At 37.5% G+C, this 20,486-nt stretch carries 17 protein-coding genes; 9 read left to right on the top strand and 8 right to left on the bottom strand.

The features are described from left to right. Positions 1-94: 94 nt before the first annotated feature. Complete coding sequence (locus tag DEU39_RS03210; RefSeq protein ID WP_120230924.1) at positions 95-3,058, bottom strand: response regulator; 2,964 nt, start codon at positions 3,056-3,058, stop codon at positions 95-97. A gap of 632 nt (positions 3,059-3,690) precedes the next feature. On the opposite strand from DEU39_RS03210, the gene DEU39_RS03205 reads away from it, so the two are divergent. The 6 genes from DEU39_RS03205 (at position 3,691) to DEU39_RS03180 (ending at position 11,400) form a co-directional block, all read left to right on the top strand. After that, positions 3,691-4,716: an NAD(P)-dependent alcohol dehydrogenase gene (locus tag DEU39_RS03205; protein ID WP_062670128.1), complete on the top strand. Its 1,026-nt coding sequence runs from the start codon at positions 3,691-3,693 to the stop codon at positions 4,714-4,716. Positions 4,717-5,119: 403 nt separating this feature from the next. Further along, positions 5,120-5,473 carry a hypothetical protein gene (locus tag DEU39_RS03200; protein WP_062670130.1) on the top strand — a complete coding sequence of 118 codons (354 nt, stop codon included), beginning with the start codon at positions 5,120-5,122 and terminating at the stop codon, positions 5,471-5,473. Between the two features lie 189 nt (positions 5,474-5,662). After that, complete coding sequence (locus tag DEU39_RS03195; protein ID WP_228436614.1) at positions 5,663-7,915, top strand: TonB-dependent siderophore receptor; 2,253 nt, start codon at positions 5,663-5,665, stop codon at positions 7,913-7,915. Between the two features lie 3 nt (positions 7,916-7,918). Next, complete coding sequence (locus tag DEU39_RS03190; RefSeq protein WP_120230922.1) at positions 7,919-9,364, top strand: ABC transporter permease; 1,446 nt, start codon at positions 7,919-7,921, stop codon at positions 9,362-9,364. Then, the gene (locus DEU39_RS03185; protein ID WP_120230921.1) at positions 9,365-10,711 is read left to right on the top strand and encodes a DUF3526 domain-containing protein; all 1,347 of its coding nucleotides are present in this window, start codon (positions 9,365-9,367) and stop codon (positions 10,709-10,711) included. Next, the gene (locus DEU39_RS03180; RefSeq protein ID WP_120230920.1) at positions 10,705-11,400 is read left to right on the top strand and encodes an ABC transporter ATP-binding protein; all 696 of its coding nucleotides are present in this window, start codon (positions 10,705-10,707) and stop codon (positions 11,398-11,400) included. The genes DEU39_RS03185 and DEU39_RS03180 overlap by 7 nt, the downstream gene beginning before the upstream one ends. Positions 11,401-11,497: 97 nt before the next feature. Here DEU39_RS03180 and DEU39_RS03175 read toward each other — a convergent pair whose 3' ends face one another. Next, the gene (locus DEU39_RS03175) at positions 11,498-12,793 is read right to left on the bottom strand and encodes a cryptochrome/photolyase family protein (protein WP_120230919.1); all 1,296 of its coding nucleotides are present in this window, start codon (positions 12,791-12,793) and stop codon (positions 11,498-11,500) included. Positions 12,794-12,980: 187 nt separating this feature from the next. Between DEU39_RS03175 and DEU39_RS03170 the strand changes: the two genes are divergently transcribed. Then, a complete protein-coding gene (locus DEU39_RS03170) occupies positions 12,981-13,223 on the top strand; it encodes a hypothetical protein (RefSeq protein ID WP_110008709.1) in 243 nt (80 codons plus the stop codon). A 65-nt stretch (positions 13,224-13,288) separates the two neighbouring features. Here DEU39_RS03170 and DEU39_RS03165 read toward each other — a convergent pair whose 3' ends face one another. The 3 genes from DEU39_RS03165 to DEU39_RS03155 form a co-directional block, all read right to left on the bottom strand. Next, on the bottom strand, positions 13,289-14,053 hold the full coding sequence (locus DEU39_RS03165) for a hypothetical protein (protein WP_120230918.1): 765 nt from the start codon (positions 14,051-14,053) through the stop codon (positions 13,289-13,291). Further along, entirely contained in the window at positions 14,050-14,544 is a 495-nt protein-coding gene (locus DEU39_RS03160; protein WP_120230917.1) for a MarR family winged helix-turn-helix transcriptional regulator, read from the bottom strand. Before DEU39_RS03160 ends, DEU39_RS03165 begins: the two co-directional genes overlap by 4 nt. Before the next feature lie 115 nt (positions 14,545-14,659). Next, positions 14,660-15,406: an AraC family transcriptional regulator gene (locus DEU39_RS03155; protein WP_262696554.1), complete on the bottom strand. Its 747-nt coding sequence runs from the start codon at positions 15,404-15,406 to the stop codon at positions 14,660-14,662. A 169-nt stretch (positions 15,407-15,575) separates the two neighbouring features. Here DEU39_RS03155 and DEU39_RS03150 point away from each other — a divergent pair, with 169 nt between their 5' ends. Next, on the top strand, positions 15,576-16,952 hold the full coding sequence (locus DEU39_RS03150; protein WP_120230916.1) for an MFS transporter: 1,377 nt from the start codon (positions 15,576-15,578) through the stop codon (positions 16,950-16,952). A gap of 38 nt (positions 16,953-16,990) precedes the next feature. Continuing rightward, a complete protein-coding gene (locus tag DEU39_RS03145) occupies positions 16,991-17,380 on the top strand; it encodes a hypothetical protein (RefSeq protein ID WP_120230915.1) in 390 nt (129 codons plus the stop codon). A gap of 64 nt (positions 17,381-17,444) precedes the next feature. On the opposite strand, the gene DEU39_RS03140 is transcribed toward DEU39_RS03145, so the two are convergent. The 3 genes from DEU39_RS03140 to DEU39_RS03130 form a co-directional block, all read right to left on the bottom strand. Further along, positions 17,445-18,095, bottom strand: coding sequence for an HD domain-containing protein (locus tag DEU39_RS03140; protein ID WP_120230914.1), 651 nt, complete (start codon positions 18,093-18,095; stop codon positions 17,445-17,447). A 91-nt stretch (positions 18,096-18,186) separates the two neighbouring features. Further along, positions 18,187-19,044 (bottom strand): AraC family transcriptional regulator, encoded by an 858-nt coding sequence (locus DEU39_RS03135; protein ID WP_120230913.1) that lies wholly within the window; start codon positions 19,042-19,044, stop codon positions 18,187-18,189. A 121-nt stretch (positions 19,045-19,165) separates the two neighbouring features. Then, positions 19,166-20,323, bottom strand: coding sequence for an MFS transporter (locus tag DEU39_RS03130; protein WP_120230912.1), 1,158 nt, complete (start codon positions 20,321-20,323; stop codon positions 19,166-19,168). Positions 20,324-20,486: the final 163 nt, after the last annotated feature.

Below are 20,486 nucleotides of genomic sequence, written 5' to 3'. Positions count from 1 at the left end.
TGCTTTATAAATTGTATAAAATCTTTCTTGTAAAAGTATTTCTAAATAAAAAATAACTTAGTAGGAGAAATCGAGCACCATTTTTTTATAAATTCTAAACTCTAATATATTTTTTGAGCACCTCAAGAAGATCTGCCTTTCTTACAGGTTTGGGAAGGAAATCATTCATTCCGGCTTCAATGCACTTTTCTTTTTCGCCCAGCACATTTCCGGCTGTAACGCCTATGATAGGTATGTGTTCATATCCCGGCAGCATTCTGATATTTTGTGTTGCCTCAATACCGCTCATTATTGGCATCTGTACATCCATCAGGATAATGGAAAACTGCTTTTTCCTGCATTCCTCCAGAGCCTGCAGCCCATTGACTGCTTCCGTTAGATGTATACTGGGAGCAAGAGATTTCATCATTCTATTATTCAGGACCATATTCACAACATTATCATCAACCAAAAGCACATCTAATTCCGGGGCAAATAAATGGGAAACTTTTTCAGACTGGTCCTTCCCGGTTTCCACTGTATAACTTCGATCTACTTTTTTTAAGGTTTTGTATAGTTCATGTGATTTGATAGGCTTCAACAATAAATGTGCATTTTGTATTTTCCTAACCGAGGTAAATATGCTCAATTCTTCTGAAGAAGAAGAAAGTATTATAAATGGGGAAGTCTCTTTTCGCTGGTTGAACAGCCCTGTCATTTTATCAATCGTTTCCAATCCGGACATAAGAGGCATATGATAATCCATCAGGATCACATCGAACCGCTCACCTTTCAACAAGATCTCTAATGCTTCCATCCCATTAGAAGCCAGGGTAGATTTGATATTCTTATAGCTAAGCATGTGCTCAAGAATGATCCTGTTGGTTTCATTATCATCAACCACCAGGGCCGTTTTGATTGTTATTTCATCCTCCTCTCTCAATTGAGAGATCTCGTAAGGAATCTCAATGTCAAAGAAAAATACAGAACCGCTTTCCTTTGCGCTGCTCAGCGACAAATGGCTTCCCATATATCCCAGGATATTGTTCGAAATAGTAAGCCCTAGACCCGTGCCACCATATTGTTTACTGATGGAACTGTTTTCCTGAGTAAAGGCATCAAAAATGTATTTCTGTTTTTCAACAGGGATGCCGATTCCCGTATCTCTAACCGAGAAACGCAAAGCAATAGTACGATCATCCATACGTAATTTCTCTACTTTTAGCTCGATCTCTCCTTTTTCTGTGAATTTCACGGCATTCCCAAGAAGATTGATCAAGATCTGCTTTAACCTTGCTTCATCCATAAAAAGTATTTTTGGAAGACCCGGTTCAATATTGAGAAGAAGTTCGATATTTTTTTTCTGGGATTGATAAATAATAACATTGATAACCTGGCTCAACATGTCATAAACATCACATTTTTCAATCAAAAGCTCCATTTTTCCGGATTCTATTTTAGAAAAATCCAATATATCATTGATAATGCTAAGCAGGTTTTCCCCTGACTCATTGATGTAATTCAGATATTGCATCTGTGTTTCATTCAGCGGTGTTGTGAGGAGAAGGTCTGAAAAGCCAATAACTCCGTTTAAAGGAGTTCTGATCTCATGACTCATATTGGCAAGAAATTCGGATTTTGCTTTGCTGGCAATATCTGCTGTTTCCTTGGCATTTTTTAGTTCTTCATTTATCTTTACAGCATTTGTAATATTCTGTATGGAAATAATTACTCCTCCTACTTCATCTTTTGTAAGATACCAAGGTCCGACTTTAAGGTCGTAATGCTGAATTTGTTCTTTTCCTTCTACCTTTAGCGTATAGTCACTGTTGATGTAGGTTTTTCCCAACAGCGCATTGTCATAAATCTCTTTTCTTTCTTTGGGTATACTAGGTGATATAGTGAAAAGATTATTACCAATAAGATCTATATTATTCATACTAAATTCCTCCTTCCATCTGTTGCTTACGGCAACATAATTAAGGTCTTTATCAAACATGGCCAAAGGAACAGGAACATCAGTGGCAAAAGACTGCATTATAGCCTCCTTGCGGGTAACCTCCAGAAACATCTTTTTGAAGGCATCAATGTCCTGAATGATTCCGAAAACCCTTTTGCAGCTATTACCTTCAAATTCTGGAATCCCTTTTACTCTTACCCATATCGTAACTCCATCATTACGCAAAAGCTGAAACTCCTCATCAAAAGTAATTCCTTGTTGTATTGCTCTGTTAAAAAGGTATTTTATTCTCTCCTTGCTTTTTCCTTTGTAAAAATCAAAGGCAGTTTCGAAAGTAGGCTGAAGATCATCTTTCAGTTTGTGAATTTCTCTTGTACTTTGAGACCAAAAGAGCTTTCCGGTCTTCATATTGGCTTCCCAACCTCCCACTTGGGCTACTAAGCTTGTTTCCTCAAGCATTTCCTTAGTGTTAAACAGATCTTTTTCCAACTTCCCGCGTCGGATAAGGTCAGATTTTAGTTGTATATAAACAAAAATAGTTACCCCAATGGCTGCCATGGCAGAAAAAACGATGAACAAAACGGTCCACTGGGAAGACTTGTTCAGATCTTCATTTTTTATAGCAAGTTGAACTTCCTCCTTTTTTACAAATTTCTGAACGAGCATGCGGCATCTGTCCATAGCCTCCTTGTTTTGTACAAGTTCGTCCGGACTCATTAATATTCCTTTTTTACGATTCTCAATAAGCAATACATATTCCTTCATCATCATCTCTGAAGTATGCAGCAATTCATTTAGGATATTAATCTGATCTTTATCTCTCAGATGAAGTCTACCTTTGTTAGAAACAAGCAACGGATATTCACTCTTACTTTTATTGAAAGGTTCAAGAAAACTTTCCCTTCCGGTAAGCTGATATCCCCGATTTCCTGTTTCGGCATTTAAAAGAGTATTTAAGATATCTTTTGCTAAGCTTATAGATTCCTTATTTTTTAATAAGTCTTTCCTATTCTCCATCTGCTTATGTATGCTTATATAAGATGCTATGGAACTAGCAATCAGAAGTATCAAAGAAATCACTACTCCAATTTGAAGATTTCTTATAATTTTTTTTGGCATTAAATAGTATTTTTGTAATAAAATACTAAAAATAGATCATTTTATAATATTAACAAATTAATTTAGAAATTTGTCAGCAGATATTGGAACATGAGTATAATTTAAGCCGTTTAAAGATAGAGTTGCCCAATTTAAAAGTTTATTTTGTATGTTTTCCTGATTGCTAGTTGTTATCTAATTTGCTTATTTAAAAAAGGAACTGTTTTTTTATAACAAATTGACAATAAAAACCTTACGTCAGATATAGATGGTTGTTTAGAATTGTATTAAAAATATAGAGGAATCATCTGCTGGGCTACATGTAACCTATAAATCAATAGTTCTAATTGTATATTGAAATTTCTCCACAAAAAAACCTCCCGAATCACTGAGAGGTTATACTGTAATTTGTCAGAAATATGAAATTTTCAATGCTCAAATATAATTAAGTGTTTACACGATCGAATATGATCTGAATCATACCGTTCCAAAAAACCTTTTGACACCTATTTTAATGTAATAATTTACAAGCACATCACCATAGAATTTTCTCCATAATTTACTGACATATATTAGTTTAATATCAATTAAATCACCCGTTATTCAAAATCAATTTTCGTACATTTAAGGTATAAGTTTTAAAATATTAAGTTATGAAAGCAGTACGTTTTTTCGGGCACAAAGATGTCCGTGTTGTCAATGATATGGAAAAACCCACTCCTAAAGGAGATGAAGTCTTGCTAAAAATTGGAGGAGCAGGTGTATGCCACTCTGATCTTCATATTATTGACGAGGGAACTGTAGGAGGTTCAGTATTCACATTAGGCCATGAAAATGCCGGCTGGATTGAAGAAGTAGGGCCTGACGTGAAAGGCTATAAAAAAGGAGATGCCGTTCTGGTCTATGGTCCATGGGGATGTGGCCATTGTAAACCCTGTCAGCAATCCAAAGAAAATTATTGTGACCATCAGTCCGAAATGGCTTATGGAGGTGGTTTGGGACTAGATGGAGGGATGGCTGAGTATATGCTTGTTCCTTCTTCAAGATTATTAGTTCCTATCTATGATCTGGATCCTGTGATTGCCGCTCCGCTTACTGATGCAGCTTTGACTCCTTATTCCGCAATTAAAAGATCATTGTCTAAACTAACACCCGATGAGTATGTTGTAGTGATTGGCGTTGGAGGACTTGGGCACGTTGCTCTGCAGATCCTTAGAGAAGTTAGCGGCAGTACAATCATTGCCTGTGATGTAACGGACGAAAAACTAGCCTTCGCCAAAGAACTGGGTGCGACATTTACTGTGAACTCAAAAGATGCCAATGCAGCAGAACAGATTCAGAGAATTACAGGAATCAAAAAAGCTAAAGTGGTTATTGATTTTGTAGGGGCAACGTCAACCATAGAGCTCGGAACTAAAATTGTAAGTCTGGATGGTGATCTTACCATTGTCGGATTGGGCGGAGGTCATTATCAGTACAGCATGTCCGGACTGCCATTTGGGGTGAGCATGACGAATCCTTATTGGGGATCAAGAGTTGAGCTTATGGAAGTGGTAGGATTGGCAAGACAGAAAAAAATTCATATTGAAGTTGAAAAATATAAACTGGATGAGGCCAATGAAGTTTATGACCGAATGAGAAATGGAAAGATCAGAGGTAGAGCTGTTTTGATCCCATAACAAAATGAAATAGAATATAAAGCCGGAAGTAGTTTTGCTTTCGGCTTTTTATTATCTATACACCATGAAATGTTCAGAATAACCTTTGTATTGATATACCCGGCTTGTTAATTTAACATCATTCACCTTTATCCGTTCAGCTTTCATAGATTTTAAAATGGCAACACAATTATTATAAGGAATCCACAAGTGCCATCGCAGTCATGTGCTATTCCTTCAATATCATTACGATCAGGAACCACATAAGTCAGTCTTAAGTTTTTAAGATTAGATTCATATGAACAACCGTACTCCATAAAGTAAATTCAAATCTATTAATTCCAAGTAAAAGCTAAAAATATCTGCTACTTTTTATTCATCATTCAATTTTTATCAAATTAAATTGTACATTTGTTTTTCTATTATGCAAAAATTTCTCAGAGTCTTTTTTGTTTTTTCTTTACTTCTGATATTTGTTTCAAATGTCAGCGGGGTTACAACATGTCTTGACCATGCCAGGCACTCCAAAGGTAAAGTGACTTATAAAAAAGGTTCAAAAGAAGAGAAAATTCCTACTTTTTCTCAGGACGACGAATGTCAGTGTGCACTTCATTTACACATGAGTAATGTTCTTCTCCCTGAACCTTTGAATTTGGATTTTGCTATCGACACTACCAATGATAACGAGATGCCACAACCAAAAGCCATTTCTTATCGTTGTCTTCTGGACTTTTTCAGTTCCAGAGCTCCCCCATATCTATTTTCTGCAGTAGCTTAATCTATGCTGCCCTAATATTTTCGTTTACAGATTTTTTAGTCTGTACTGTAATTCCGTGGATACCTGTGTCTTCACACCTATAAGGATATCCTTTTATTAATGGGCAAATTCAATGCCCGTACACCCCTGTTCATGACTACCAGTAATTTTAATTATTCGGGAATAATTCATTGTATTTCCCCAAATTCTGTGAAACTTTTCAGTCTAAGTTTCATCACCGCATCATCATTTCTGTATGCTCAATCCCGTTCTGAAGATTCACTATCTACTGTGGTTCAAACCGTAGAGGTCATCGGAAGAAAGTCTAAAGATTATACTTCCGACTATTCTTTTGCCGCCACCAAGGTTGCGATGAAAAACAAAGATCTACCCTTAACACTCAATACCGTTACCAAAGAACTGATCACCGACCGTCAGGCTTTCCAGCTTGGAGATGTGATGAAAAATGTGAACGGAGTTTCTCCTTCCAGCTATTATAACCAATACAACATCCGTGGCATCAGCCAGAATGAAGAAGGCCAGATCATCAATGGAATGAGGACAAGACAGTATTATTTTTTACAACCGATGACTTCCAATATAGAACGTGTGGAGGTTTTCAAAGGGCCGGCAAGTATTACCATGTCCAGTGTAGATCCCGGAGGGACCATCAATATGGTTACTAAAAAACCATTATCAAATTCTCGCCACGAAATCAGTTTATCAGGTGGAAGCTTTGAAACTTACCGTGTCACTACAGATCTTACAGGTCCTTTAAATAAGAGCAAAACTTTATTATTCCGTTTTAACGGAGCGTATCAAAATGCTCATTCATTCAGGGAGCATGTTAAAAACAGTGGTATTCTGATGTCTCCTTCTATCACCTTTGTTCCGAATGAAAAAACATCCGTGAATATAGAAATGATTTTCAATGATCTCTATGGAAACCTTGACAGAGGACAGCCGATTTTCGGAGCCGTAGCAGCAAAAACAGATTTATACAGCACTCCTAGAAGTCTGAATTTAGGAGCTCCGGATGATTTTTTTAAAACCAGAGAACTCATAGTAATGGGAACGGTTGCCCATCATTTTAACCAATCCATCAGTTTTAATGCTTCCTATATGAAGCAATATTGGAGAGAAAATCTGCAGGAGCATAGAACAACCAACTCTTTTGTGCCTGATATGGATAACAAATCGGTTTCCAGCCTTGCCATGATGCAGTTTGTACAAAGAAAGCAAAACTGGGCAACAGATAACATTAATGCTTATTTTAATTTTAAATTTAAAACCGGGGCTGTTCAGCACCAGGCTTTGATAGGCTATGACAGTCAAATTTGGGAGAAACGTAAAGGCGGACAACAGAATGCAGCAAGAGGTTTTCTGCTGAAGAACGGTTCGGTAGCTTCTTCTTACAATCCTGCAAAAGCATCGGATTATCAGACCGTTAATTATAATGGAACAATCATTCCTAAGCCTAATGTCACGCCATTTGATCTGAATCCGGAAGCTGTAAATTATCAGGGTGCGGATTTTAATACGCTTAATGTGATCACGCCCTTACCTTCTGCTCTTACCACAACGCATGCAGCTTATATCCAGCATCTTTTTACCTGGAAAAAGTTTAAAATATTAACGGGAATCCGCCAGGAATGGTTTCAGGATATTACCAACTTCAAAGAAGCTAATGAGACCTTTTTTAACAATAATAAACTGTTGTACAGATTCGGTATTACCTATAGCATAACGGATCATATTAATATATATGGAACTTATTTAACTGGCTATCAACCTCAGTCCAATACGGTAACATTGATGCCCAATACCTCGAGTCTTACAGGATCTGCAGCAAGATTCAAACCTTTGACTTCTGATCTTAAAGAGCTGGGAATCAAAGCACAGCTTTTTGGAAGAATTTCTCTGAATCTTGCAGTGTATGAAATCAACCAGAAAAATATTTTAATCAATGCCAATAATCCTTCAGAACCTGACGAACTTGTGCAGCGTGGTGCAGACCGAAGCCGGGGATTTGAAGCTGAGTTTTCCGGTCATATTCTTCCACAATGGCATATTTACGGAGGCTACAGCTATATTGATGCTAAAATAATGGATGACAGTAACCCCGATGTCATAGGTAAAAGAAAGGAAAACACATCTAAGAATTCGGTGAATATCTGGACACGCTACAATTTTTCAACTATTGAATTCCTCAAAGACTTTGGGATTGGTGCTGGAATACTTTATCAGAGTTCTAAAGTTCCGTGGTTTACAAGGAGTTTTGAGCTTCCCGCCTATACAACAATAGATGCAGCATTGTATTATACTCCTGCAAAGACTGTCCATCTTTCTTTTAATCTGAATAATATCACCAACAAAGTCTACTGGATAGGAGCTCAGAACTATTTAAGACTGTTTCCGGGAACTCCAAGAAATTATTTACTAACTGCTACTTATAAATTTTAAATTATGGCTATTTCAAACTTACAACTGATGGTGAGAAAAACCTGGCAGGATTTGTTTAAAGGAAAACAAAATCTGCTCACCACGATTGCCGTACTCCTGTTCTGTATGCTGAGTATTGGTATAGGATATACAAAATACACGGATTCTTTTTCGAAAATAAAAGAATACCGGAAAGAAGTCCGGGAAAACTGGGAGCACAGACCAGACAAACATCCGCACCGTATGGCTCATTATGGTTATCTGGTTTTCAGAATCGGGCATCCACTAAATATTTTTGACAACGGACTGGATGATTACCTTGGAAATGTTATATTTCTGGAGGCGCATAAACAAAATACTGCCAACCTTTCGGAAGCAGGAAGTTCCGGAACTTTAGTCAGATTTGGGGCATTTAGCAGTGCATTTATTCTGCAGAGCATTGTTCCATTGATTATTCTTTTTCTAGGATTTGGATTAATTGTTCAGGAGCGTGAGAATGCTACTTTAAAGATCATCAGTGTGCAGGGAACTTCCGGAAGAGATATTATCTGGGGTAAAATCCTGGGACTCTGGCTGTTTTCTTTATGTTTCCTGATTCCGGTCATTCCCATTGTTTTCATGGCTGCATTCATGTCGGAGGCTACTAATACAGCGGATATTGCATTACGCTTATCATTTCTGTTACCTGCTTATATGATCTATTACTTTTTTATCTGCACGTTGACCGTAGTGGTTTCTGCAAATAGTAAAAGTACCTCATCTGCGTTGATCAGCCTTATTGGTTTCTGGCTTCTTTTCATCATTGTTTTGCCTAAAGGAATTCAGTTTGCAGCGCAGAATTTATATCCTGCCCCTTCCCGGATTGCTTTTGAAACGAGCCTGGAAAAGGATATTTTAAAGTCTGGAGACAGCCATAATCCTGATGATCCGCATTTCAAAAAAATCAAAGACTCTCTGCTGGCAAAGTATCAGGTAAAAACAACCAATGAACTTCCTTTCAACTATGGCGGATTCGTTATGAAGGAAGGGGAAAAAATAAGTTCACATATCTATATCAGACATCAGAAAGAACTGCAGAACATTTACAGTAAACAGCAAAATCTGACTGATATTTCAGGACTGATTAATCCTGCCATTGCGATCAAAAATTTTTCAATGATTGCAACGGGCACAGATTTCTTCTCTTATAACCAGTTTCAAAAACAGGCAGAAGAATATCGTTATCAGATGGCTCAACATTTAAATGATTTGCAGATTGAGAAGATCAGTAATATTAAACCGGAAAATGGCGGACCGCCTGCCGTCATCGACAAACACAACTGGGAAAAGTTCCCGGATTTCCAATATCGGTATACTTCTGTTCTGAAAAGTTTAAAGCAACAGCCCATATCTGCTGCTGCATTAGTACTATGGATGGTTATCTGCATCATTGCTATCGAAATAAGTGGAAGAAAACTAAAACTCATCTAAATGAACCGTTATTTATACACCCAATTTTACCGTAACAAAGCCTATATCATTGCACTGCTGTTTTTATTGATAGCTGGGCTGATGGCTATTTATACAGGAAAAAAATTTTTAGACAGAAACGAAGACATCATCTCCCGAAGCGGAGCATTTCAAAAAGAAAGTATAGAAAGAAATACAAAATTTCACAAAGATGATCTGGGGCTGGTTCTTTATTATATTAAATTCAATCTGGTGAACGAAACACCCAGACTTGCCGCTTTAAATATCGGAATGCGTGACCTGAATCCTTCTATTCAGGGAGTAACCATCCGAAATCTGGAGGAACAGCGCTACAATGCTGATTTTTATAATCCAGCCAATGCCGCAGTTGGAAATTTTGACTTTAGTTTCGTTGTTGTTTTCCTGTTTCCACTGGTGATTGTCGCATTATGCTATAATCTGATTTCTGAGGAAGAAGAAAAAGGAACCTGGAAGCTGCTGTCTATTCAGAGCGGTAATTTACAAAAGTTTCTGGATCAAAAGATGTTCGTACGTCTTTTGGCTGTTACAGCTGTATATTTTGTATTAATTATCATCGCTTCGGTCTGGATAAAAATACCTTTTGATTCTTATTATATTGCTTTTATCATCAGTGGCTGGCTATACATTATTCTTTGGTTCGCCTTGTGCAGATGGATGGTATCGTTCCGTAAAACATCGGCTCAGAATGCATTAATTCTTCTGATTGTATGGGTGGGAATCAATTTTATTATCCCGATGAGCAGTAATATTCTGATACAGAAGCTTTATCCGGTTCATGAGTCCCTTAAAGCTGTGATGGAACAGAGAGAAGGCTATCACAACAAATGGGATGAAGACAAACGTCCTACCATGGAAAAGTTTTACAAAGCCTATCCACAATACAGCAATTTCACTGTAGAAGAAAATGATGCATTCACCTGGACCTGGTATTATGCCATGCAGCATATGGGAGACCTGGAATCTGCAAAATCATCCGAACTGTATACGGAAAAAATGCAGAAACGAAATCAGGCAGCAACCTATTTAGGTTATTTCCTTCCCAATCTACATACTCAGCTTGTAGAAAGTCATCTGGCAAAATCTGATCTGCAGAATCACTTACAGTATGCTTCATCGCTCAAAAAATTCCATGAGAAAAAAAGGCTGTTCTTCTACCCTCTGATTTTCTCAGGCAAGAGTGCGGAATCTGTCAACTGGGCACAGCAAACGATAGAGGTTTTCAAATTCTCTTCCTCTATCAAATGGATACAGATACTTCTTCCTTACCTCATCTTCATTACTTTATTCATCATTCTTTCACAATACAAATACAGAAAACTATGTTAAAAACAGTCAACCTGCATAAAAAATACAACGATTTCACCGCCCTTCATTCTCTTAATCTGGAAGTAAAAAAAGGTGAAATTTTTGCACTACTCGGACAAAACGGAGCAGGAAAAAGTACAACCATCAATATTCTTCTGGGACTCATTAAAGCAACTTCCGGAGATGCTTTTATTAATGATACTTCGGTAACAGAAGAGCCAAAAAAAATAAAAAAACATTTGGCTTACATTCCTGAAACCGTTCTTTTATATCCTAACCTTACAGGAATAGAAAACCTTGATTTTTTCTCCAAAATTGCAGGTTTTGATTACCAGAAAGATGAACTGTCTGCGCTCCTTAAACGTACCGGTTTGCAGGAAACCGCCCATCATAAAGCATTGGGCAGTTATTCCAAAGGGATGCGCCAGAAAGTTGGAATTGCCATTGCTCTGGCCAAAGATGCCAAAGTGCTTCTTCTGGATGAGCCTACCAGCGGTCTGGATCCCATAGCTACAGCAGAGTTTACAGAAATTGTAAGACAGCTGGGTAAAGAAGGCAAAACGGTTTTAATGGCAACTCATGACATTTTCAATGCGGTAAGTGTTGCTACCAATATCGGTATTATGAAACAGGGAGAACTTGTCCAGAATTTACCTTCCAAAGCATTTACAGCGCAGGAATTACAGGAGCTGTATCTGAAAACAATCTGATGATCCTGTTACTTTAGCAAGTAACTTTTCATATTAAATATCAATTGGTTGATGCCCGGTGACATTTTGTTACCGGGCATTTTTCATATCACATTATTTATGTTAATGCTTTCTTATATTCTGACAAAGCTCTTTCGCGGGCAAAGGTGTGTTCTACAATGGGTGATGGATATGCTGGTGTATTCCATTCAGGGAGCCACTTTTTGATGTACACTAAGTCTTTATCAAATTTTTCTGTCTGAGCCGTTGGATTAAAAACCCTGAAATAAGGTGCTGCATCACATCCCGAGCCTGCAGCCCACTGCCAGTTTCCATTGTTGGCAGACAGGTCATAATCATTCAGTTTTAATGCAAAATACGCTTCCCCCCAACGCCAGTCGATCAACAGATGTTTGCATAAAAAGCTCGCTACAATCATTCTTACCCGGTTATGCATATAGCCTGTCTCATTCAGTTCCCTCATTCCGGCATCTACAATCGGATACCCTGTGGTTCCTTCACACCAGTGCTTAAACTCTTTTTCATTATTCCGCCAGTGGATATTATCATACTGCTTTTTAAAAGACTGATGAACTACCTGTGGGAAATGATATAAAATCTGCATAAAAAATTCACGCCAGATCAGCTCGGACAGCCATACCGCATTATGTTTTAATGCAAAACCCACACACTTTCTGATGCTGATGGTTCCAAAGCGTAAAGCAATTCCGAGCTGTGTGGTATGCTGTAATGCCGGAAAATCACGGTACTTATCGTAATCATCAATAATAGACGCCTCCAGAACCGGTTTTTTAAAATCAAAATCTGTTTTTTTGAAACCTATTTCCTTTAATACCACAATCTCAGAATATTTCTGTTGAAAGAGGTTCTTAAAATCCAATTCAACAGATTGATAATGCTCAGGAGTTAAGACTTCCCGCCACTTTTTGGCAAAAGGAGTATAAACCGTGTAAGGCGAACCGTCTTTTTTAACAATCTGATCCTTATCAAAAATCACCTGATCTTTACAGGCTTTAAAAGGAATATTCTTTTCTTTGAAAAAATAATAGATTTCCTTATCTCTTTCAATCGCCTGAGGTTCATAATCTCTGTTGCAGAAAACACTTCTGATAGTGTATTCTTCAGACAATTTCCTGAATATTTCTATAGGCTTACCATGATAGATATTGATTTTTGAATGATACTTTTTTAATGAAACATTGAGATCCGTCAAAGCCTGATGGATATAATCAACCCTGCGGTCTTCTTTATCTTCCAGCTTGCCGAGAATATCAGTATCAAATATAAAAATGGGTAGTACCGGTGCATCAGACTGCAGAGCGTGGTGAAGTCCGATATTGTCTTCCAATCTCAGGTCACGCCTGAACCAGAAAATGGTGATTGTATCTTTCATAATTGCTTAATTCAAATTCATTGATCATTCCTGCTTTTGAATGACTCCATAACTAAGGATAAATATACAGATTTACTCCATTAATATTTTTAATAATTTGCACGATCTGGCTTTATCATTACAGTTTATATGATGATATGAATTAAAATTTCCCGACATTTGCTCCAATTATAATAGAAGCTTACGCATGGAAGAATTTGAAGTACCGGTAACTTACAAGGGCAAAGAACTGCTTTTCAATGGAAAGCTGGCTACATTCTCTTACGGATATAAACTGTATGTAGACGTAGATGGAACTGAAGTCGTTATCGAGCGTGATGATCACGGTGACTTAAGAGCTCTTCTCCCCGATGCTGCTTCCGAAAAAAATGTAGATAAAGGACTTATTGAAGCCATTATAGAAGTATTTAAAGAGCTTCAGGTTTTATAATTTGTTCTGCATAAAAAAAGAGACTTTTCAGAAGTCTCTTTTCATTCCCATATATTGAGTTTCATTTATTCGAAAACTACATAATTGACCTTATCCACGCCTGTATTTCCTGTTTTTTCATGATAGGCATACAGAACAAGCTCATAGTTTCCCGGCGAACTGATGATATGATCTCCTTCAAACAGATTGGTTGAAACTAAAGACATCTCTACATTTTTCACAAATTTTCCGTCTTTCTTCAGGATTCCTTTCACTTCTATTTCATCAGAATTCCATACGCCTCCTTTATCAATAACACATCCGCACATCATCACAATATTGGCCTGAAACAGGAAAGGTTTATCTTTAATACTTTTCAGTGCAATATACTGATGGGTTCTGGGTTTCAGAATATCAATAATATACCCCGGAATCTCAAGGATAATTCCCTCTCCCAGAATATGTTTCCCGGGAATCAGCCATAGCTCTGTACTTACTACCGCCTGAGCCTGCTTGCTGTTCAAAGGAGAGATTACTTCTATATTCACAAATGTAGGTTCATCAATATCTATGGCAGCCATAAAACCTCCTGTCTGTTCATCTGCAATGGAGTTTCCTCTTACTTTGGGCGTTTTCATAATCAGATCTGTGTTTCCCGTGCTTCCGGTAGTGTTTCCTTCTGCCAGAATCCTTTGATTAAGCTTGTTTCTGATGATAATATGAGCGCCGCCCAATGAAGTTCCGATAAACTTTGCATCTCTTGCTTTGGCTCTGATCATGATTTTCGTTTCTGTTGCCGAAATCAAATTCGTGGAAAAAAGAAATGCTGTAATGAGAAGTAATGCTTTCATGATTGAATTGATTTTAAATATTCCTGTTTAAATCTGTGATGAAAAGATTCATTTTTTAATTCCTGATCAATATCATCCAGATACGTTAAAATCGACAGATCTTCTGATAATACCTTCAGAATTGCTTTTTCACAACTGTCCCAGATCTGCTTCAGCTGAGGAAGCATATCAATGGCTTTGGGAGATAATGAAATGATCTGCTTTCGCTTATCTACACTATCTTTTTTGATGATGAGATAACCGCTTTCGCTCATTTTTTTGACGATAGCCACAACGGATGGATGTGAATAGCCCAAAGGCTCAGCGATATCGGTAATAGAAATTTCGCTTTTTTTTTGCAGCAACATAAAAACCAGATACCAATTGGGTTCCACATCAATTCCGAATTCTTTATAAAACTTCCGCACATCATGAGACATGCGGTCACTGATCCTCTTCAGTCTGCTATCCAACGCTTTATACCCTAATTCTTTAATAAAGTCAAAATCCATCTGAAATATATTTGCAGTAAATATATAAAAATATAAAGTCAACTATATAGTTAACTTTATATTTTTTAAAATCAAATCTTAACCTAATAAAAAAAGCCTTCTTATAAAAAGATATTTACTTGAAACTTTTCCTGTATTCTCCGGGAGTTACTCCTCTGTATTTCTTGAACAGTTTGGAAAGGTGGCTTTCATCGCTGAACTGGAGCTCGTAGGCAATCTCACTTAGTCTGACACTGCTGTATTTTAAATAGGTTTCCACCAGTTTTAATCTATAGTCCAGCAGATAATCCTGATAAGAAATTCCTGTCTGCTGTTTAAAATATTCTCCGAAATAATTCCCGGAAATCCCAAAATGACCGGCAATAGTCTGAATTCCGGTTTTCTCACGGTCTTTTATATGTTGCTGAATATATGCAATGATTTTCATGATGGAGAAAGCTTTCCGGTTTTCCTGCAGATCTGAAGTTTCACTCTGAATGATATTTCGGGCAATCAGATTCAGAAGGATCGACATGCAGTTGCGGATAATTAAATAATCCTCAGCTTTATTTTTGAATTCATTTGCAATTTGCAGAATAAGGGTTTCTGCAAAGCGCTCATCATTTTTATCTCTGAAGACACAGCCTGCTCTTGCATGATAATTATGGCTGATGTATTGTAGTTTATGTAAATTCTCACAGCTTTCAATACGGTCCGCTTCCAAACGGATTTTATCAATAAACTCCACCGGGCATTGAATTGTAATAAGCTGGGCAGACTCACTTTCAAAACGATAGACCTCCTTCTGTGGAATAATAAAGAGCTTGCCCTGCGAAAAATTAATGTTTCGCCCATCATAAGTAAGCGATCCTTTTCCCTTCACAATATAAACGAATGAGAGAAAAGTGTTTGTTTAAGTACAATCTCTTCTTTCAGTTCTAATTCTCTTACATCAATCTCTTCAAGAGGCAATCCTTTCATGACACACTGTATTTTCCTCCAAAAGTACAATTTTAACAGAACACAAAGGAGGTAATTTTGCTCAAAAAAATATGAACATACATCCGAAACGGTGGCAGGCACTCAACTTTCTGATTGCAGGTGCTTTTCTATCACCACTGGATTATTTTATTGTTAATATGGCTCTGCCTTCCATCAAAAAATCACTGAACGCCAGTGATCATCAGCTTCAGATGGTTATAGCCATTTATGGACTCACCTATGCCGCACTTGTTGTGTGTGGCGGACGCCTGGGTGATATTTACGGACGTAAAAAGATATTTATAGCAGGATTGTATACTTTTCTGTTTTCCTCTCTTGCCTGCGCTTTTTCTCCGGATGTTACATGGTTAATTACTTTCAGATTGTTTCAGGGTGTTGGTGCATCATTGCTTGCTCCACAGGTACTGGCTTCTATAAAAGACCTTTTCAACAGTCAGGAACAGCCTAAGGCCGTTAGTATTTTCAGCTCGGTATTTGGTCTTGCTTCGGTGATCGGACAGTTATTTGGCGGAATTCTTTTAAGCATGCATTGGGGAAATTTTTCCTGGGAAATGGTGTTTCTTGTCAATGTGCCAATTACCAGTATCTGTATTCTGGGCATTCATTTTACTATGGGCAACAGTAACCCGAAAGAACAAACAGGTATTGATTTTGTGGGAGCTTTATTATTAGTTATTGCCTTACTTTTTATCATCTGCCCTCTTATTTTCGGCCAGAAATTCGAATGGGCATGGTGGATTTTCGGAATATTTGTCACCGGAATCGTATTAATAATTTTATTTTTAGAACACGAGAAGAAACAGCTCAAAGATAATCGCCCCATACTTATAGAGCCGGCTTTATTGCAGCAGAAACCTTTCGCATTAAGTCTTCTGATTATTTTCTTTTATAATTTCACAGCTGGTTTATTTATTTGCTATCCTTATTATCTTCAGCAGTTTCTTCATCAAAATTCAATGCAGACAGGATTTGCCATCATTCCTTATGGTCTCGCTTTTTTTCTGGCACCTTTGGTTACTTCCAGAGTACAATTAAACGCATCCAAAATGATCTATATAGGATTAGGATTGTTAATGACAGGATTTCTGATAAGTGCAGCTGTTTTTTATTTTCAGCACAAACCCTCATTTGTGACTCATCTGACATTGTTTATTGCCGGATTTGGACATGGTACGATTATGCCGGTCATGATGCGGACGGCCATTTCCCTGGTTTCAAAAGATAAAGCCGGGCAGGCTTCAGGTTTGGTAAGTATTGGTATTCAGATTGGGAGCGTCACCGGAGGAGCTGTTATTGGTACGCTGTTCTTTAATCTGATCCCAATTCTGGGGTTTAAAGAAGCCTTTGCAGCCGCTGTAGGAATGATAGGTATTTTTCAGCTGGCTGGGCTCTGGGCACGAAACAGATTAAGCAAAATTATTAATTAAAAGATAAGTTTAAATCAAAAGATATAATACATTTAATTATGAATAATACAGAAAAGATCATTCGCGAAATCGAAGAATTCCACGGGAATATCGAAAAATGGTTTCAGGGGAAAGCCGAAAATCAGGAAAGTCTTTATCAAGAATTATTAGCCGGATTTTCGCAAGATTTTAAAATGATTAATGGAAACGGAGATACTGTTACCCTATCTATGCTTGAAGAATGGCTTCCGACTGTATTTGGAAAATTTCCTGAGCGAAGTCTTCAGGTTGAAAATATTGAAGTGAATCATTCTGCGCATCACGGACTTGCTACCTATATTGAAACACAGGTCACTGGAGAAGTCCTGACTAAGAGAAAATCATCTGCGGTATTTCTGCTTGATAAAGAAAAAGCACTCTGGCTTCATCTTATAGAAAACTGGATATAAACCATAACAGCCCTGATCATCTAAGAATGTCCGGGGCTGTTTATTTTTTGAAAGAGTTATTTTCCTATTCAGACCATGGAGAATGTAAAATACAGTCGCAGAAGTTTTTCCTTTCAAAATTTGGGATCATGAAGGCACATACATCTGCTTTTATATTTCCGAAAGTAGTTTCGGTTTTATGTTCAAAACCACCGAAAAATGTAGGAATGATCTTCTTTTTGAAATCATTTCTCGGAAAAGCTCTGATAATCTCTTCCCGATGTTCCGCACTCAGGTTTTCATAGCCTTCGCCCATCACATCCAATCCCACTCCTGAATACATTAAAGCAACCTCATTTTCTTTATGTTCCGCAATTCCAATGGTAGTGTGAAGGGCAATGGTGTCCCAAACGAGCTGAAGTTTATCCTGAGCAATACCATGACCCTTCAAAAAGTCTCTGGCTGCATTGGCTCCGTCTACTTCAAATCTCAGATCCGGGCTGCTGTAATGAGAAACAAGCCCCAGATCGTGAAATACGGATGCTACATACAATAGTTCCGAGTCATGCGCTTTGTTTTCACGTTTTGCATTTAAGGAAGAAAATAGAAAAACACGCATAGAGTGATTGTAGATAAATTCTGTTCCGTGTTCTAATAGAAGTTCTGTGGCTTCTGTTGCAATTTTACTGTCCGGGATGATGATTCCCGCAACTTCTTTCATACGATATACTGACATATCTTTATATAATTTTATCCAAAGATATCCTGATTAGAAATGCTTCGGAATATCAATAAATGCCGATAAGATGTCAAAATTTCCGTCGAAATTATATTCCGATATGAATGAACTTACTGCGATAGTTTGCCGGAGATATTTCCGTATTTTTTTTAAAGAAGTGGCTGAACTGTTCCGGTGTACCGAAATGAAGCTGATAAGCAATCTCTTTTACAGAATGGGAACTGAACTGAAGAAGTCTTTTTGCCTCTGCTATAATCTGTCCGTTGATAATTTCTTTAGCACTTTTATCAGAACACCGTTTACACAATTCACTTAACCTTCTTGGCGTAATATTCAATCTTTCCGAATAATCATTCACGGCGTGAAGGCTATGATACTGACTGCTCAGCAATTCCATAAACTTGCGGTAAATAATATAATCCTGACTGTCAAAAGTATCCTCTTTTACCATTTTTACATTCGCCAGCTTGATCATCATGATTTTTAAATAGGCCGCCAGTACATCCATTTGATTGGTATAAGATGTTGCTTTGTATTCCGTCAATAAGTTTTTACATAAGTTTAAAAATTCATCTGTTTCAACTGGGTCCGGTATCAGTTTTTGATTCGCAGCAGCATTATTAAACAGAACAGCCTTGCAATTGCTGGCACTGGAAGGAACTCTTTCCCAGAAACAATCGCCAAAGGAAATATGATAGCCACAGACTTCAGCATCATTTTCAAATCTGCAGATCTGGCCTTTTGAGAGTAAAAAAATTTCCTGATCTGTGATATCAAAAGAGCGCTCATCTATCACCAGTACTCCTTTACCTTTTTCAATCATTACAATGTGATGATAATTAAGCCTCACAAAATCCACGAAATACAGGAGATCATCTTCCAATCGTTTTACGGAAAAAGAATGGTCAATAACAGATTCTGATACAATTCCTGAGACCGGCTTCATAAAAGGAAATTTTTAATAAAGATAAAAAGTATTTTACAATGCAAGATTAGGTAACGATCATGAGCCAGAACATGTCAAAAAATGCTTAAAAGATGTCAAAAACTCCTTAAAAAGAAATTGATTATGATTTCCTGAAGACTTTCATCTGACCCGCCATAATCGCCAGTAAAATCCCAAAGCAGGCAAAAAGACCATATGAGTACCTGAGATCAAAACTTTCTGCAATATATCCGATAAGAGGCGGCCCCATCAGAAATCCTAAAAATGATATGCTGGAAACAAATGATAAAGCAATACTCGGAGCTACTGTACTCACTTTTCCTACTGTACTGTAAACGGAAGGCACACTCAGGGAACTTCCGAGGCCAATGATCATAAAAGCAATGATGCAGATCCACAGTTCCGGAAAGAAAACACTTAGAAAAAGCCCGCTGCTCATCAGCAGTCCACAACACTGCAGAACAATCTTTTTCCCATACTTTTCAATGATTTTATTCCCGATAAAACGACCTAAAGTCATCATTAAGATAAAACTTGTATACCCCAGTATGACAAGGTTTTCAGGTGCTTTAACTATAGTTTGAAAATAAACCCCGCTCCAGTCGAACATTGCGCCCTCAATCGCCATACTCAGAAAGCCTATAATTCCCAAACCAATCAGTGTAGGATTCACTGCTTTGAAAATTGAACGGGTCTGCGGTTCTGCTTTATGAATAATATTGGTCAGATTTTTTGTACTGTAAAACCAAAGTATTCCTACCAGAATGAAAATAACAGCAAAATGGTAAAAAGTTCCTACATGGAGATTAATCATCAGCAAACCTATGACTGCCCCCGTAAGCCCTGCAAAACACCATGCTCCGTGATAGGAAGAAAGAAGAGTTCTTTTCGTGATAGATTCTATCTCAATTGCCTGTGTATTGATGGCAATATTGCACATATTCCCGGACACACCGAAAAAGAACAGAACGGCCCCTAAAGTCCAGTAAGAAGGTGATAAACCAATTAAGAGAAGAAAAAAAGGATACAACATAAAGCATCTTTTAATAATTCCGCTGCTTCCGTAAATACTGATCAGTTTTCCGGCCAGAACCATCGTCGACAGCTGTCCTATCGGCATCAGAAGCAAAAGTGTTCCCAACTGGGCTTCAGTAATGGAAAGAGCAGTTTTAATGATAGGAATCCGGCTCGCCCAGGAAGAAAAAACAAGCCCGTGGGCAAAGAATAGTAAAAAACAGGCGGTCGGCATTTTTGCATTAAAAGATTGAGTCTCGTTCATTATAACAGGGTAATAAAAATCCTTTTTGCAAATTTAGACACGCTGCGCTATTAAAATGTAGTTCATTTTTGTCATTTTTATGTTCCATTTTAACCAATAATGGAAATGTGGATCTCCTTATGATGGAAAATCACTTTGTTTTTTGAATACAGATTTTCATTTT

Origin of the sequence: Chryseobacterium sp. AG363 (assembly GCF_003610675.1) — a bacterium.
Taxonomy (GTDB): domain Bacteria; phylum Bacteroidota; class Bacteroidia; order Flavobacteriales; family Weeksellaceae; genus Chryseobacterium; species Chryseobacterium cucumeris.
This window is presented reverse-complemented; position numbering and strand designations above follow the sequence as displayed.

Excerpts from the sequence above, each read along its gene's own strand:
- DEU39_RS03170 (WP_110008709.1), top strand. The coding sequence starts at position 12,981 with ATGGAAGAATTTGAAGTACCGGTAACTTACAAGGGCAAAGAACTGCTT.
- DEU39_RS03175 (WP_120230919.1), bottom strand. The coding sequence starts at position 12,793 with ATGAAAGATACAATCACCATTTTCTGGTTCAGGCGTGACCTGAGATTG.
- DEU39_RS03150 (WP_120230916.1), top strand. The coding sequence starts at position 15,576 with ATGAACATACATCCGAAACGGTGGCAGGCACTCAACTTTCTGATTGCA.
- DEU39_RS03205 (WP_062670128.1), top strand. The coding sequence starts at position 3,691 with ATGAAAGCAGTACGTTTTTTCGGGCACAAAGATGTCCGTGTTGTCAAT.
- DEU39_RS03145 (WP_120230915.1), top strand. The coding sequence starts at position 16,991 with ATGAATAATACAGAAAAGATCATTCGCGAAATCGAAGAATTCCACGGG.
- DEU39_RS03140 (WP_120230914.1), bottom strand. The coding sequence starts at position 18,095 with ATGTCAGTATATCGTATGAAAGAAGTTGCGGGAATCATCATCCCGGAC.
- DEU39_RS03160 (WP_120230917.1), bottom strand. The coding sequence starts at position 14,544 with ATGGATTTTGACTTTATTAAAGAATTAGGGTATAAAGCGTTGGATAGC.
- DEU39_RS03180 (WP_120230920.1), top strand. The coding sequence starts at position 10,705 with ATGTTAAAAACAGTCAACCTGCATAAAAAATACAACGATTTCACCGCC.
- DEU39_RS03165 (WP_120230918.1), bottom strand. The coding sequence starts at position 14,053 with ATGAAAGCATTACTTCTCATTACAGCATTTCTTTTTTCCACGAATTTG.
- DEU39_RS03200 (WP_062670130.1), top strand. The coding sequence starts at position 5,120 with ATGCAAAAATTTCTCAGAGTCTTTTTTGTTTTTTCTTTACTTCTGATA.
- DEU39_RS03130 (WP_120230912.1), bottom strand. The coding sequence starts at position 20,323 with ATGAACGAGACTCAATCTTTTAATGCAAAAATGCCGACCGCCTGTTTT.
- DEU39_RS03190 (WP_120230922.1), top strand. The coding sequence starts at position 7,919 with ATGGCTATTTCAAACTTACAACTGATGGTGAGAAAAACCTGGCAGGAT.
- DEU39_RS03135 (WP_120230913.1), bottom strand. The coding sequence starts at position 19,044 with ATGAAGCCGGTCTCAGGAATTGTATCAGAATCTGTTATTGACCATTCT.
- DEU39_RS03210 (WP_120230924.1), bottom strand. The coding sequence starts at position 3,058 with ATGCCAAAAAAAATTATAAGAAATCTTCAAATTGGAGTAGTGATTTCT.
- DEU39_RS03185 (WP_120230921.1), top strand. The coding sequence starts at position 9,365 with ATGAACCGTTATTTATACACCCAATTTTACCGTAACAAAGCCTATATC.